The following is a 15,455-nucleotide window of genomic DNA, read 5'->3' as shown; positions in this document are numbered from 1 at the left end:
GCCCGTGCCCGCCGACGAGCTGGACGCCCGCATCCTGGTGCTGCTGGAGCGGCCGCGTACCAGCGTGCGCGAGTGCGCCCGCATCCTGGGGGTCGCACGCGGGACCCTGCAGGCCCGCCTGGACCGGATGGAGCGGGACAGGGTGATCACGGACTACCGGCCCCGGGTGTCGCCCGAGGCGCTCGGCTACCCGGTGCTCGCCTTCGTGCACCTGGAGGTCACCCAGGGGCATCTGGACGACACCGGCAAGGCGCTGGCCGCCGTGCCCGAGATCATCGAGGCCTTCTCCATCACCGGCGGCGGCGACCTGCTGACCCGTGTCGTGGCGCGCGACGCCGCGCACCTGGAGGACGTCATCCAGCGGCTGATCCAGCTGCCCGGCGTCGTCCGCACCCGCACCGAGGTGGCGCTGCGGGAACGGGTGCCGCAGCGCATGCTGCCCCTGGTGGAGGAGGTCGGCAGAGCGGCGGCCGCCCGTACGCCGTGATCGCCGGCTTGGCATGCTGGAGGGCATGACACTCCCCGCGGTGATCTTCGACCTGGACGGCACGCTGGTCGACAGCGAGCCGAACTACTTCGAGGCCGGCCGCCGCCTGCTGGCCTCCCACGGCGTCGACGACTTCACCTGGGAGCAGCACGCGCGCTTCATCGGCATCGGCACCCGCGAGACGCTGGAGACCCTGCGCGCCGAGTACGGGCTCACCGCCTCCGTCCAGGAGTTGCTCGACGCGAAGAACCGGCTCTACCTGCGGCTGGCGCGCGAGGCGACCCATGTCTTCCCCGGGATGCGCGCGTTCGTCGAACTCCTGCACGCCGAGGGGCATCCGATGGCGGTCGCCTCGGGGTCCTCGCGGGAGGCGATCGCGGCGGTGCTGGCCGGCACCGGGCTGGGCTCGGTGCTGACCACCGTCGTCTCGGCGGAGGAGGTGGCGCGCGGCAAGCCGGAGCCCGACGTCTTGCTGGAGGCGGCCGCGCGCCTCGGGGTCGACCCCGAGGACTGCGTCGTCGTCGAGGACGCACCGCCCGGCGCGGAGGCAGCGCACCGCGCGGGCATGCGGTGCGTGGCGGTCCCGTACCTGCCGGCGCAGGCGGACGACCCCGCCTTCGCGACGGCGGGGCTACTGGTCCGGGGCGGGCAGCACGCCTTCGACGCGCGCGTTGTGCACGCCTGGGTGACCGCGTGAGCGCGTAACCGGGGACGTCGCCCGCGCCGCCGCTCGAATGGCGCGCGCGGTCCGCCGGCCTTATTGGTGGTGTGGGGACCGCGCTCGCCGCCGTTCCCGCCCGCCACGGCCCGCAGCAGGAGGAGGCGGAACGGTGAAGATTGTCGTCGACCTCAACCGGTGCCAGGGATACGCGCAGTGCGCGTTCCTCGCGCCCGACGTGTTCGAGCTCCACGGCGAGGAGGCGCTGCTGTACGACGCCGGCCCCTCGGACGAGGAGTACGACCGGGTGTCCCGCGCCGCGGCCGCGTGCCCCGTTCAGGCGATCCTCGTCGAAGGCCCTGCCCGGGTGGCCGCGGGGGTGGGTTCCCGTGACTGACCAGCTGACGGACCGAAGGACGGACCAGCGCACGGACCGGCTCCCGCCGCCGGAGCGCATCGTGATCGTCGGCGCCTCGCTCGCCGGGCTCCGGGCCGCCGAGGTCCTGCGCGACGAGGGCTTCACCGGCTCGCTGACCATCATCGGCGAGGAGACAGAACGGCCCTACGACCGCCCGCCGATGTCCAAGGCCGTGCTCCTCGGCCGCATGCCCCCCGAGCACGCCGCACTGCCCGCCCGGCGCGAGGTGGACGCCACCTGGCGCCTCGGCGTTCCGGCCACCGGCCTGGACCTGGCCGCGCGGCGGGTGCTGCTGCGCGACGGCAGCCATGTGGAGTACGACCGCGTGCTGATCGCGACGGGCGTCCGGGCCAGGCCCTGGCCGGACGCCGCGCAGGCGGCCCTGGAGGGGGTGTTCACCCTGCGCACCATGGAGGACGCCCGGCAGCTGGTGGGGCGCCTGGACGCCGGGCCGCGCCGGGTGCTGGTGATCGGCGCCGGCTTCACCGGCTCGGAGATCGCCTCGGTGTGCCGGGAGCGCGGGCTCCAGGTGACGGTGGCCGAGCGCGGGCCCGCGCCCCTGGTCGGCGCGCTCGGCGGGGTGATCGCCGCCGTCGCCGCGGACCTTCAGCGCGAGCACGGCGTCGACCTGCGCTGCGGGATCACCGTCACCGAACTGGTGGGCGACGGGGACGGCCGGCTGCGGTCGGCGCGCCTGTCGGACGGCTCCACCCTCGACTGCGACGTGGCGGTCGTGGCGCTCGGCGCGGTCCGCAACACCGAGTGGCTGCACGACTCCGGTCTCGGCGCCGGGCCGAAGGGGCTCGCGAGCGACGCGGGCTGCCGGGCGTTCGACCTCAACGGGGTCGTGACCGACGACGTGTTCGTGGCCGGCGACGTGGCGCGGACCCCGCACCCGCTGTACGAGTACCAGTTGCTGGCCCTGGAGCACTGGGGCAACGCGGTGGCCCAGGCCGAGGTGGCGGCGCACAACATGGTGAACTGCGGCCCGCGGCGGCGTCCGCACCTGGCGGTCCCCGCCTTCTGGTCCAGCCAGTTCGGGGTGAACATCAAGTCGGTCGGGGTGCCGTCGTTCTCCGACGAGGTCGCGATCGTCCAGGGGTCGGTGGACCAGCGCTCCTTTGTCGCCGTCTACGGCTACCGGGGCCGTCTCACCGCCGCGGTCTCCTTCAACCAGAGCCGCTGGCTGGACTACTACCGCACGCTGATCGAGGCCGCAGCCCCCTTCCCGCCCGACCCCGGCACCTTCGACCGGCCGGCGGAGGTCCTGGTGCAGGCCGCCGACGTGCCCGACCCGTCCCAGCTCTCGCACGGCCCCACGGTCGCGGTCACCGGGCACCTGCCCGACGAGCGCCGCGTGGTCCGCGTCCCCCCGACCGTCCTGGAGGCCCGCGCATGACCAACGAGACGATGCTGCAGCGGATCAACGACTTCGCCAACCGTCACGATCCGTACCCGCTCTACGCAGAGCTGCGGAGCACCCCCGTGGCACGCCAGGAGGACGGCGCGTACCTGGTCAGCACGTACCGCGAGATCAAGGCCCTGCTGCACGACCCGCGGATCAGCTCCGACCTGAGCCACCGTCTGCCGGGCGACCCGCAGGCCGCCCAGGCCGAGGGGCAGCCGCCGTCCTTCATCCGGATGGACCCGCCGGACCACGACCGGGTGCGCCGCCAGGCCATGCGGCCGTTCGGGCCGCCGCACACCCCGGACCGGATCGCGCGCCTGCACGACGAGATCGCGCGGGTCACCGAGGGGCTGGTCAACTCCATGGAGGGGCAGAGCCGCATCGACGTCGTCGAGGACTTCGCCTACCCGCTGCCCGTGAGCGTCATCTGCCGTCTGCTGGGCGTGCCGCGCGAGGACGAGCACCGGTTCCGCGCCTGGGCGGACCGCATCGTGTCCTCCACCGGTGTGCGCACCCGCGGCAGCACCTTCAGCGAGGACGACGAACAGGCCCGCAAGGAAGCCATCACCGAGATGGGCGTCTACATGGCGGGGTTGCTGGAGGAGCGCCGCGCGAGCCCCACCGAGGACCTGATGTCCGGCCTGGTCCACGACAACGGCCCGGACGGGCAGATGGCGCCGATGGAACTGATCGGCAGCATGGTGCTGCTGTTCATCGCCGGACACGAGACCACTGTCAACCTCATCACCAACGGGATGCTCACCCTGCTGCGCTACCCGGAGGCGATGGAACGGCTGCGCCGGGAGCCGGAGTTGATGCCCTCGGCCGTCGAGGAGCTGCTGCGCTTCGAGCCGCCGGTGCACATGCTGCCGCAGCGCACGCCCCTCACCGACATCGAGATCGCCGGAGTCACCGTGCCCAAGGGCTCGCCGCTGATCCTCGTCCTCGCCGCGGGCAGCCGGGACCCGGGCCGTTTCGCCGACCCCGACCACTTCGACCCGGCCCGCGCCGACAACCAGCACTTCGGTTTCGGCAGCGGCATCCACAGCTGCTTCGGCGCGCCGCTGGCCCGTCTGGAGACGCAGATCGCGCTCAGTGCGATGATCCGCCGGCTGGACAACCCGCGCCTGGCCGAGGACCCGCCGCCGTACCGGCCCAGCCCGGTCCTGCGTGGGCCGCGCCATCTGCGGATCGAGTGCGACGGGGTGCGCGCCTGAGCGGGACGGTGAGCGATGACGGGGACCGCCCGTCCCGTTCCAGAGTTGGTCCGGGGCGCCGTCGTGCCCTGCCCCTGCTGGGGCCAGGAAGCTCAACCGCATCGCGTCCTTTCCAACGGACCCCGGACCTACCCCTCCCCCGCGTCCGCGAACGCCGGACACGTCCCGCCGACGACGCCCCGCAGCCGGCCCTGCCGCCAGTGAAGGGACCGCTACCGCACGACAACGAGCCGCCACGGCCGCCTGGCCTGCCCTGCTCGTCATCGACCACGGCGACAACTACAACATCACCGCCGCTCAGATTGTCCGAAACCGGCGAAGTCCTTCACGCCCTCGCCGGTACCGCCGCAACCCACCCCCGAGACGCAGGATGCGGCGGCTGCTTTCGAGCACGTGTCCTGATCGCACATCCACGCCGCACGCGCCCACGACCACGCCCGCACCAAGCCGCCGGAGACCTCGTCCACAGTGGCCCGGCCCGCCGCGGCGGAGAAGACGGCGCCACCACCGCCATTGTCCTGGACATGCAGTTCCTCGCCGTCGCAGCGGCCACCTGTCATGCCAAAGAAGCACCACGCCCAGCAAGCGGCAGCCGCCACCAGGCGGCTGACACTTGCGCACCGCCTACCAAGCCGCCGCTAAACAGGCCATGGCAACGCTCCAGCAGCAGGGCTCCCGGCTGCCCCTCTCCCTGTGACGGCAGCGGTTGAGTGCTCTGCGCCGCGCGCTGCCCAACCTGGCGGACCGCATCGTCGATGAGCCCGGATGGCCGCCGCTCGCAGCACCCACGCCGCCGCGCGAGAGGCCGGACATGGCAGAACGAATTAGCGACGTGCTGGTCTGGCAGATGGTGGATCTCCCCGCCCAACTCCGGGGCTCTCACGCCGTACACCCCCGCAGCACCCTCAAGCCAGGCTCGCCAGTACGGCGAACAGACCGTCCCATGGGCCCCGCTCCACCACCGCAACAGCGCTGATCAAACCACGGCGGCCGCCGGTCGTCGGCGTGAGCGGCTCGCACAAGCCGATCAATATCGCCCTTCTCGCACTGCAGGTGGGGCCGCGCGAGTACAGGAACCAGTGCTTGGTCTCACATGATCAAAACAACCGAGGTCAGCCATGCAGAGGCCCCCTTATGACCAGCTCAAGCATGTTCGCCTCCACGAAAGCGGCAGGCCCTAGTTCGACGGTAAGCGGGTGGCAACCCATCCAGATTCCACAGGCCACGGCTACACGGTCGAACAAGTGCTCATGCCGCCCCGCCCCTCGTCGCCACTCATCATCGGACGAGGGCCAGACGATAAGCCAGCTCTGACCGATCCGGCTGTGGCATCCTGAAGCCCAGGCCAATTGGTCTGTCTCAGCGAGCACTTGGCGAATCGGGGAGAAATGGTCGACATCGTTGCGATCCACGGCATCAACATGCACCGCTCGCAACGTGCAGTGATGCAGCAGAGCTGGCTCGCAGCGACAGTGAACGGCCTGGCGAACATTCGGAGCCCACTTGCTGCAACTCTGTCCCTCGAATGCGCCTTCTACGGCCACGAATACAACGACGGCAAGGCCGGTGGCGAGCCGGGATACACCGCGATCGATCTCGAACCCGGCCTTGAGGAGGAGTTGCTGATCCACTTCGGCACCGCCCTCGAGCAGGACTCCGGCGGCAGCCGACAGGACACCAAGTTCTACCTTCCAGGGGCGGTACAGCGCGCGTTGGTGGCGATTCAGCGCAGCGATCTTTTCGACGGACGGGACAGTCGAGCCATTGCTTTCGTGAAACAGGTCAACCGATATCTGACGGACCGCGATTTCCGTAAGCTCGTTCACCTCGAGATGTCGGCCGCGATGGAGCATACGCCACGTGTGGTCATCGGCCACTCACTCGGCAGTGTAATTGCCTACGAGTGGCTGCGGGAGAACAAGCCGGCGAACCCGCCCGCACTGATCACCCTGGGATCGCCCCTGGGTCTGGAACCGATCCGACGACGTTTGGACCCGAGTTACGGGCCTCTGGGCTTGCCGGACCGGGTCCGTTCATGGACGAACATCGCCGCAGGTCATGATGCGGTTGCCATGGTCAAGAAGCTGGGCCCCCTATACTCGAGGGACATCCGCGATCTGCCCTGCGACAATCCACGCAAGTCGTCACACTCGGCGCTGACCTACCTGGAGAACGTCCGCACGGCACGAGTCCTCGAGGTGGAGCTGGCATGAGACCACGAGGCCTCTTCTGCCTTTCCGGAGTCGGCACCCACGACGATGACGTCCGCTCGAAGATGGGCGTAAACGATCTCGTCAGCGTGCCCATGGAGCTCAGAACCATGCGGCACTCTCTCGCCTCGCTCGGGCTCGAGGAACACCTTTCCTTCACATCGGAGGAGCGCAGGCATGACGCACTCGCGCGTGACCTGCGCATGGTCGACGCCCCTCCCGACGCCGAGACATTGGTCCTCTACTGCACCGGACACGGGGTACTCGAAGACCATGAATTTTCACTGCTGCTGCCGGACGGAAATTTTTTCGATCCCGCTTCCATGATCGCGCCGCTCGCAGCTGAAGGCTGGAGGAACCTTCAGCAGGTGGTGTTCATCATCGATGCCTGCCACTCCGAACCCGGCCTGGACGCGGCACTGTTCAAGGCCCGGACGGCGCACTCCCAAAGGGCGAAGCTGGGGTTCTGGGGGATCGGCGCGAGCCGTCGCCTTGAGGAGGCCGGGCAAGGATTGTTCGCATCCGCCTTCGCCAAGGCCGTGGACCGGTCCGCCCAACCGTCTTGGTCGAAGCGCCACCTTGATCCCCGCTCCATCGCGCGCGAGGTCGACCGGGCACTCGGGCCCGAGCAGTCCGTCTGGCTCGCCGACGGGCACCCTGCCCACCAGTGCCGAGCGCTGCCCAATCCCCATCATCAAAGCCTCTCGCCTCCGAGGGGCCTTCCCCTTCCAGCCGACTGGGCGGCCAGGGCACGGGGGGTAGCAACCGCCGACCTGCCCGGCTTCTTCTTCGTGGGCCGTACCACGCTCGTACGCGAGCTGCGCGGACACCTGATAGGTCAGGGCGACGATCCGGTCGTCGTGGTCACGGGTAGCCCCGGGGCGGGAAAGAGCGCATTACTCGGACACCTTGTGGTGACGGCGCACAAGGATGGGCGCAGCTCGACACCTGGTGAGATTACGCTCATGCGGCCCAAACTGCCAGCGTCTTTGGCCGCGGCCAGGGGAACTCCCACCGAGGTGACAGCCATGCTGCTCCGGGAGCTCGGTCCGCACGGTGAACAGGACCTCGTCAACGTCTTGCGGTCGGCCCCCAAGCCCCTGGCGCTGATTCTTGACGATCTGGACGAAACCACCGAACCGGAGGTGTGGTCGGAGTTCTTCAGCATGCTGCGGTCGATCCCGGATGTCCGTCTGGTAGTCAGCCTTGCCGCTTCATCAAAGATACCCGTCGGCGATTCGTCCCGGGTCCACGACCTCGATGATCTCGAGGAGGAGTGCGGCCAGGACATACGGGAGTACCTCCGACGCCAGGTCCGACTCGCTGTTCCAGGCGCCGGAGAACAACAGATCCGCCGAGCGGTGGATGCGCTCGCTCCACGGGTGGGCACGGAGTGGGCAGTCGCTGTCGCGGTCGGGTCCCTGTCACGCACCCCGGCGGGCGACAGGTCCATCGGCGGCTTTTTGGAGCAAGCCGTCAAAGCCCTGGACGCGGCCGCTCATCGGGTTTGCCGGGAGCGTGTCGGATCGCTGCTCGGCGAGAAGGCGAAGGGCATCGTGTCCGCGCTCTCGGCCCTCTGCGCATATGGAGACACCATTGCCCTGCCGGCGGTGGAGTGGGCCGCAGCGGCATCACAGCCAGGAGGACCACGCGTCCTCGTCCACGACGTCACCACCGCCGCCCGTCTGATGCGGTCACTCGTGGAATACTGTCCCGCCCCGGACGGATCGGCTCGTTGGCGTGCTTGCTTCGGCCATCCCGACGGCGGTGGACACCCAAAGCCTGAGACGTTCCTGCAGCGCTTGCCCCAGGTCACCGACTGGCGGACCACTGACTGGCATGCGGTCGACTCCGGCGTGCAGACATTGACGTCACGGGCGGCCGCGCTGGGCCTACTGCCCGGCAGCCTGCTCGACGATCCAGAGTTTCTGGTGGAGGCCCCGCCATCGGTGGTCTCCCGGGCGCTGCAACAGCAACGGCACGCCCCCGACTACCGCACCGCCCGGTCACGCATGTGGTCACTGGTTCCTCACAACGCCCCAGCCGCCGATCGAGCCCTGATGCTGCGCATCGGAGCGGAACGCTTCGGGGTCGCACCACTCGTGAGCGCTTTCCGAACGTCGGGCCATACGGACGTTGGGAATCTGCCTCAGTCATGCGTGGAGATCGACTGGGTTCAGCCGGACAACCCGCGTTCTTCCCGCACGACACATATGGCGGCCACGTCTGCGAGCAGGCTCTCTGCGGTCGTCACCATTCAGGACGACGACTCGCTGTCCTTCTGGGACCCCTTGGACGGCAAAAGCCTCCGTCCGACGATCTCTGTGCCGGGAACCCCGCGCGACGTGACGGTCGCGGTCGTCCAGGACAGGGCTATCGCATTGGTGTCGACCTGGCAACGCGAGATCTGGCTGATGCCGTGCCATGAGAACGATCCACCCATGGCACTGCGAGGACTCGTTCCGCCCTGCGCCCCTCACCCCGGTGAGAGCGGCGGCAGATCGCGACCGGTTCCGTTGCTTCTGTCACTGCATCCAAGCGGTCAACTTGTCGTCACAACGGGGCCAACCGCCTGGGCAGGTGGACTGGACACCGGAGAACCGCTGCGCATGTTGGCCACAATGGACTCGGAGATTCTTTCCGTCCGCACGGCTGGACCGGTCTCCGCACCAGTCGTGTGGTTGTCCTCCGCGTCCGGCCACATCCGTTGCCTCCCCCTTCGCGGTGCACCGACCAGGACCGTGTCCCCGTTCCCCGTCCCGTACCGGCCGCTGGCCCTCGCCGTGTCCGAGACCGGCGACCAGGCTCTGGTCCTCGACGCTTCCGGCGATCTGCACCTGCGTGGCACGGGCCAGCAGAGCGCCATACGCACAACGACCCATCGTTCGGAGATAAGGACCGCCGCGCTCGGCGACTCGATGATGGTCATCGGTGGATCGACAGGCCGCTCCGGCTGGCTGGAGGTCCTCAATCTCTCCTCCCCCGCGACTCCCGCCCGGCTTCCGCTCGACGAGGCCCCGGTCGATGTCGCCCTGTACGAAGGGAATCGACTTCTCGTGGCGCGGACCTGCGGACTGCTCTCCCTGAAACTGGCAGGACGACATGGCTGAGGCAACCCAGTCCCCAGCCCCCGGGCCACCCGACCGGGACCAGATGACGGCGGGATTGGTCCTCGCCCGGGCCGTACTCGTCGGTCCGCAACCAGCAAGGGAGACGATCTGGCAGCATCTGGCCGACTTCCACACCACCGTCGTCCTGCCGCTGCTCAACACCCCCGACGTGTCGGACGCCGAGCGTGACCAACTCCTTCGCTGGGCAGGCGCGTGGGATGGTGCCACGGTACTGACGGAGCTGGCCGAGGCGGCTATGGATGCCGGAGCCATGCCTGACGACGTCGTCGAGGGCCTTTTGGAACTGGCCTATCTGATCGCCAGAACCGACCCGAACGGAGACCTGCCACGCCCTTCCCGAGTGGACGTACTGATCGGCTTCGTCGGGGGCGGCCACGTCGTGCTCGCGGTCGGCGAGCAGAACAAACCACCTCAGCACTCGGCCATCGGTGAAACGGAACGCTCTGCAGCGGCGGCTGCGGTCGGCACCGTCCTCTCGGCCTTCCAAAGCAGAGATCCGGCAGCGGCCTCCTGGCCGTTCCGCCCTCACGTCCGCTGGCCGGCCACGGTGGCCCTGTCGCCGTCCGGCACCGATCTGCCGCTGGCTCTCTGGCTACTGGGCGAGATCTTCGAACTGCCCGCCACCTCGTCGCTCAGCATGGGCCTGTTCGACGGTACAGAGTTCCAGCCTCTCCAACAGTCGCAACTGGCGTCGTGCGTCGCCGCGGCTCGAACGGCACGCAGAGACCTGTTGGTTCCCGTGGCCACAGGCTGGCAGCTCCACCCGGCCGACGGATCGCCGCACAAGGACATTCGTGGACCACGAACGCTCGACCATGCCGCGTCGACGCTGTGGGGCGACAGATGGGCGCAGGCGAAACACCACGCACACAAACGGGAACTTCAGCTGTTGGGGTGGCACCCCGTCGATTGGCACAGGGCACCCGAGGGCCAGCCGATTCCGGACCGCAGGGTCAGCCAGGTAGGCCAGCTGGAACGTCATTTCCTCGACAAGAGCAGCCCCGGATCGGTCGCCGTGCTCGGCGGCACCAGGCACAGCGGCCGGAGCGCCATCGTGCGTCAGCTGGCGGCAGGCCTGGCCCATCGCAGACGACCGTGGCTCGTCCAGGTAATCAGCGGACCCACCCGCGAGCTCCCCGACCGTCACGTCGCACTGGCAGTGGCAACCCATGCCATGGCCGCCGTGGCCCGCCCCACGGACGTATCCGACCGGCGGCTACTCATCTTCGAAGATCTGCAACCGACCCGTGACGGCAATGCCTCCGAAGCCCTGCGATTCGTAGCAGAACAACTCAGGATCACTGTCCTGGGGGTGCTGGAATACGCCGCGAACTCACCCGTGGACTGGGACACCGACAACACGTACGTGGCCACGGCGGTCGTCGGAACCGAGGCACGGAAGCGGTTCGTCGAGGACTTGGCGCATGCCGACAGCACACTCGATCCCGGTCCAGCGCTTGCCCTTCTGGACTCCGGCGAATCGGCCGACCTCCGCACACTCACCAGAAAGATGAGTGGTGATCCCGACCTCGCCTCCCGTCGCTCCGTCCGCTTCCGCGAGCTGCAGAGATGGGAGCGCTCGGCACTGGTCTTCGCGGCGGCCGTCAGTCTGGCGGCCGGCGACGTCGCAGAGGAGCGGGTCGATGGGCTGGAGGAAGAAAATCGCCGGCTCTTCGGCATGGATCTGGGGCGGACCCCGGGGACTGTGCGGATCGCCAGTGTGGACGACTGTCTCGCGGTGTTCGAACTGCAGGCGGCCGAGAACGGGACTCAAGCGCAAGGAGAGCCGCGGTGGAAAACGCTGTACGCCGCGGTCGCCGCGCAACTCGGTCCTGAGTTGGACGGTTTGCTACGGGATGCCAGTCCACGGGCAATCGAGCTGCTGCACGGTGTCCGGCTCTTTCACCAGGACATGTGCCAATCCTTGCTGAAGGCAGCGGGCCACAACAACGCTCTGAAGGACTGGGCGGCAACCGCGCCCCTTCTCAGCGTCACGCGGATGGCTGGCCTCTGCGACCTGATGCCCGACGGTGTGGCGCACGACGTGGTCACGCAGATGGTCCACAGGGCGTGTCGTGGAGGACTCCGGCTGTCCCCCAGCCAGCTCTTGGCTCTGATCCACGCCTACCAGCAGGTCGAACACCTGCTGACAAGTGACCTCATCGATGAACTCGTGGCCTGGCTCATCGATGAGATCGACGCGGTATTCGCCACAGTTGACGGGCGCCCCGACGAGCGTTTCGCCATGCTCCTGGCGCTGGACCGCCTGAACCGGGACGACGCCGCCGCCCTGGTGGCCGACCGATCCTTCGACACACTAGCCGGTCTCACCGTCTCCGTGGAGGACTATCGGCTCGTGCGGAGAGTGGATCAGCTCTATCGCCGGGCGTCCCGCAAGACAGGGTACGAAGCACCCTTCTTCCCGATCGACCAGGAAGATCCCGTCCAGCAGCTACTCAAGCGCAAGCCGGACCCCGACGACGGCATCGGTGTGCTGCTTGAGGCCATGAATCTACGACTCAGTCTCGTCGATCATGACTGGGAGATCACGTTCCCGGCGTACGAGACTGCGCTGAACCAGGCGTTCCGGACAGCCACGGCAGCCGAGCTCGCGCTGGGCCTGCAAGGAATCCGCTCCCCCATCCCTCAATTCGGCACATGGCTGCTCAAGGAGTGGAAGGGCTTCCCGGAGCGAGTCGCGGAGCTGTTCAGGCGCAGCGCGGGCGCCACCGATGCCGCCGCACTGCTCAACGCCGTAGCCAGAGCGAACGTGTTCACAGCCTTCAAAATCCTGAACGAAGGTCCCTCCGGTCAGTTGGCCCGCATGATGGCCCGACGGGCCGCGGAAGCGCGGGATGCCAAAGGAATCGGACAACTCCTCTCCGTTACACGGTCGATCGAAGACCTCTTCACGGAAGGCAGCAGCACCTTTTCGACAGAACTGGCCGAGGCGTTCGGTGCCGACCGAATCATCGAGCTGCTCAAGCATGACCCTCGCATCTCGGTCCGATACCACGTCATCAAGGGTGTGTGGGACTCTCAGGCAAACTATCGGAGCGAAGTACTGGACGTCGCGCTGTCCGTCGTCATCGACGCCATCCGTCAAGGGCGTAAACACTGGGGTCCCGAGATTGCCCTGCGGCTCGTGAACGACCCACAGTTCGGCTCGATCGCGCTCTCGGAGATCCAGAACCAGGTGCGCAAGCAACAACTGCTGTCCGGGATGACCCGGGCGACCACCGCGCACGCCCGCGCCGCGTTCCACCGGCTGGGCCGAGTGGTGCACCCGGACATCCCGGCCCTGTACCTGCACCAGTGGGAGCTCATGCCATTCGTCGAGGGTCTCGCCACGACAAGCCCCACAGCCGCACTGGAGGTTTGCGCCGAGGTTGCGCACACCCTGATGGATGCCGATATTTCTGATGCAGGTCGACAGATCGCCAGCGCGACCGGCGGCGCGAGTCGGTGGACTCCCCGCTTGCGCACCGTACGCAATGAAGAGGCGTTCGTTCAGGCTGTCCGCCACCTCACGGCGCTCAACCCTGCCACAGCCGGCGAGACGGTCGACGGTTTGCGGAAGGCGACCAGCCACGTCACGATCGACGGCCGCCCCGCAGACGCCCTGCTGGCGCGGTTGCGCCGTGCGCTCCTGGGCGAGCCGACCTGCGCACCGGCGATGCTGCGGGCCATCCACAACGTGCGTCCGCAGCTGGCCAAGGAACTGCTGGACGACGTATCAGCAGACCAGCACGCCAACTTCGTGTTCCGTGGGGAGATCCAGCAGATTCAGAATCCGGTCGCGCAGTCGACCGCCGCACGCGACCTGGTAAGAGTCGGTGTCACGCGCGAGTCCGGGCGTGCTTGGATCGAGCCGGTGTACAAGGCTCGGATCCAGGGGCTACACCGCTTCAGTAATCCTCGGGCGGTAACGGCTCTATTGCGGATGATGTCCGCCTGGGACTCCGGGTGGGGATCGGCTGCGGCGCAAGGTGTCAACATCACACGCATCACGAAAAGACTGGCCTTCGCCGCGATCGACGATGCGGCCGATGCCATCGAACTGGTTCGTACAATGGCGGCCTTGGAAAACACCGCCGGTGCTCAACAACTTCTTGAGGTTCTCCTCGACCTCGACATTACGCGGCTCGGCAACCGCCTCCAGGTCGCCTCACTCTGCTCGCTGGTGGATGTGCTCAGCGAAATACTGCCCGAGGCGGTGCCACGCATTTCAAGGACACTCGCCACGGCGCTCCAGGCCCTCGTGAGCCACATGGTCGTCAGCGACGAACGTGCACACTGGCTCCAGGTGGGACGGGCCAGCCGAATCCTGAATCAAGGTGGGGGACCCCCAACGTTCGTCGGTGAACCACCGACAGCGCCCAACATGGCGTACGCGGCGGTAGTCGCCTGGGCGGCAACCGGACTGGATCAACTTGGCTGGGGGGCCGATGCCCTCGGGCGGGCGGCGTCGCGCCTGACCTCTCTGCAGTCGGTGCCGAACGTTACGGATCGAGCGTGCCTCCTTTCGGCGACCGGCAAGGGCTGGGCATCCGAGTTGAGGAGTGACCAAACCGGCTGGAACGTCGGGAGAGCTCCCTTCTGGCTGTTGCGGACCTTGTATACGCAGGAGGCCACGGATCCCTACGTGGCGCAGGTGCTCTCCACATGCGAGTCCACGATTCGCGAACGTATGAATGAGGACATCAGCCGGTCCGACTGGGACGCCAGTCGACTGCGGCTGATTCTCAACACCCGTAGTTTCCTTCATGCCCAGCCAATCGACGAGACCATGCATCCGCCCCTGTCAGGAACTTAGGCCGCGCCTGGACGATCAGCGCTGGCCGACCATGAATAATTCACCTCAGAAGAATCGGCCGGCCACTCAGGCCACGCCATTTCTTTACTACGGGACAACGTGCCGGGGTGGGTAAGGTGCCGCAACCCGCCCTTGGCCTCTACGCCTGAGCGCCCGCGCCCGTTCCGCTGGTAAATGGAGGATTCCAACAGTGCATCCAGCCAGAATCGACAATCCGGCACCGCCAAGCACGGTCGCTTCCCAGGCTGAGAGCGCGTGAGTTCGCTTCTCGTCACCCGCTCCATATGAAACCCCAGGAACAGTGACCCGGGGTTTCTTTGCCCACCGGTTCAATGACGCGGTCCCACGGCATCTACCCAGGCGGGAGCGCGACCGACGTTGACCGAATGAATGTGGGGGCGCAGGGGCAGATCTGTGAATTTGTTGCGGTGAACCGATACACGCCACCGACAGCCCAACGGCACCCGTGCCGCCGCCGAGTCTTGAAGTTCAGGCAGATACTCTTCGACCTCCCCGCGGCGAACTCCTCCACGGATTGGCCGTGTGTACCCGACGAGGACACCCGCTGGCTGCCCTCGCCGAGGACGTCGTCCACCTGGAGAACTTCGAGAGCGACTCACCCGCCGAAGAAGCTCAGCCGCACCTTGCGGTCGAGATTGTCCCTGTTCGTGTCCACCAGCACCACGGACTGCCAGGTGCCGAGTTCCAGCGAGCCGCCGATCACCGGGAGGGTCGCGTGCGGCGGGACGAGGGCGGGCAGCACATGGTCGCGGCCGTGGCCCGGGCTGCCGTGGCGGTGCCGCCAGCGGTCGTCGGCCGGAAGGAGGTCGTGGAGTACGGCGAGCAGGTCGTCGTCACTGCCGGAGCCGGTCTCGATGACGGCGACACCGGCGGTCGCGTGCGGGACGAAGACGTTGAGCAGTCCGTCCCGGCCGCGTGCCACGTCGCGGAGGAAGTGGGCGCAGGCGGCGGTCAGATCGTGGACGGTCTCGGTGCCACCGGTGGTCACGTCGACGAGGCGGGTGGTGAAAGCGTCGGCCATGCGTCCATGGTGGCGCAGGCGCCACGGATGTGCGTTCCGGTGGGCCGCGGTGCCGCCGCGCCCCGTTC

At 68.0% G+C, this 15,455-nt stretch carries 10 protein-coding genes; 8 read left to right on the top strand and 2 right to left on the bottom strand.

Features of this window, described 5'->3' with window-relative positions; genetic code table 11:
• Positions 1-4 precede the first annotated feature (4 nt).
• From PV364_RS03905 to PV364_RS03885, 5 genes are all read left to right on the top strand, one after another.
• Positions 5-487: an Lrp/AsnC family transcriptional regulator gene (locus tag PV364_RS03905; protein WP_319658188.1), complete on the top strand. Its 483-nt coding sequence runs from the start codon at positions 5-7 to the stop codon at positions 485-487.
• A gap of 25 nt (positions 488-512) precedes the next feature.
• Positions 513-1,184, top strand: coding sequence for an HAD family phosphatase (locus PV364_RS03900; RefSeq protein WP_319658187.1), 672 nt, complete (start codon positions 513-515; stop codon positions 1,182-1,184).
• 133 nt (positions 1,185-1,317) lie between these two features.
• Positions 1,318-1,542: a ferredoxin gene (locus PV364_RS03895; protein ID WP_319658186.1), complete on the top strand. Its 225-nt coding sequence runs from the start codon at positions 1,318-1,320 to the stop codon at positions 1,540-1,542.
• 4 nt (positions 1,543-1,546) lie between these two features.
• Positions 1,547-2,962: an NAD(P)/FAD-dependent oxidoreductase gene (locus tag PV364_RS03890; RefSeq protein ID WP_319658351.1), complete on the top strand. Its 1,416-nt coding sequence runs from the start codon at positions 1,547-1,549 to the stop codon at positions 2,960-2,962.
• The gene (locus PV364_RS03885; RefSeq protein WP_319658185.1) at positions 2,959-4,188 is read left to right on the top strand and encodes a cytochrome P450; all 1,230 of its coding nucleotides are present in this window, start codon (positions 2,959-2,961) and stop codon (positions 4,186-4,188) included. Before PV364_RS03890 ends, PV364_RS03885 begins: the two co-directional genes overlap by 4 nt.
• Before the next feature lie 287 nt (positions 4,189-4,475).
• Here PV364_RS03885 and PV364_RS03880 read toward each other — a convergent pair whose 3' ends face one another.
• Entirely contained in the window at positions 4,476-4,748 is a 273-nt protein-coding gene (locus tag PV364_RS03880) for a hypothetical protein (RefSeq protein ID WP_319658184.1), read from the bottom strand.
• A gap of 828 nt (positions 4,749-5,576) precedes the next feature.
• Here PV364_RS03880 and PV364_RS03875 point away from each other — a divergent pair.
• The 3 genes from PV364_RS03875 to PV364_RS03865 are packed head-to-tail and all read left to right on the top strand — an operon-like array spanning position 5,577 to position 14,345.
• A complete protein-coding gene (locus PV364_RS03875; protein WP_319658183.1) occupies positions 5,577-6,401 on the top strand; it encodes a hypothetical protein in 825 nt (274 codons plus the stop codon).
• A complete protein-coding gene (locus PV364_RS03870) occupies positions 6,398-9,508 on the top strand; it encodes an ATP-binding protein (protein WP_319658182.1) in 3,111 nt (1,036 codons plus the stop codon). The genes PV364_RS03875 and PV364_RS03870 overlap by 4 nt, the downstream gene beginning before the upstream one ends.
• Complete coding sequence (locus PV364_RS03865; protein WP_319658181.1) at positions 9,501-14,345, top strand: hypothetical protein; 4,845 nt, start codon at positions 9,501-9,503, stop codon at positions 14,343-14,345. Before PV364_RS03870 ends, PV364_RS03865 begins: the two co-directional genes overlap by 8 nt.
• A gap of 616 nt (positions 14,346-14,961) precedes the next feature.
• Here the strand turns inward: PV364_RS03865 and PV364_RS03860 are convergent.
• Positions 14,962-15,387, bottom strand: a complete 426-nt coding sequence (locus PV364_RS03860; protein WP_319658180.1) for a YjbQ family protein — start codon at positions 15,385-15,387, stop codon at positions 14,962-14,964.
• Between the last annotated feature and the right edge of the window lie 68 nt (positions 15,388-15,455).

This window comes from Streptomyces sp. MI02-7b, from assembly GCF_033793585.1.
Classification (GTDB): Bacteria; Actinomycetota; Actinomycetes; order Streptomycetales; family Streptomycetaceae; genus Actinacidiphila.
The sequence above is the reverse complement of the archived record's forward strand: the minus strand, read 5'-3'. Positions and strand labels throughout refer to the sequence as shown.

Coding starts and splice junctions, on each gene's coding strand:
- PV364_RS03900 (WP_319658187.1), top strand. CDS start 513: ATGACACTCCCCGCGGTGATCTTCGACCTGGACGGCACGCTGGTCGAC.
- PV364_RS03885 (WP_319658185.1), top strand. CDS start 2,959: ATGACCAACGAGACGATGCTGCAGCGGATCAACGACTTCGCCAACCGT.
- PV364_RS03880 (WP_319658184.1), bottom strand. CDS start 4,748: ATGACAGGTGGCCGCTGCGACGGCGAGGAACTGCATGTCCAGGACAAT.
- PV364_RS03875 (WP_319658183.1), top strand. CDS start 5,577: ATGGTCGACATCGTTGCGATCCACGGCATCAACATGCACCGCTCGCAA.
- PV364_RS03870 (WP_319658182.1), top strand. CDS start 6,398: ATGAGACCACGAGGCCTCTTCTGCCTTTCCGGAGTCGGCACCCACGAC.
- PV364_RS03865 (WP_319658181.1), top strand. CDS start 9,501: ATGGCTGAGGCAACCCAGTCCCCAGCCCCCGGGCCACCCGACCGGGAC.
- PV364_RS03860 (WP_319658180.1), bottom strand. CDS start 15,387: ATGGCCGACGCTTTCACCACCCGCCTCGTCGACGTGACCACCGGTGGC.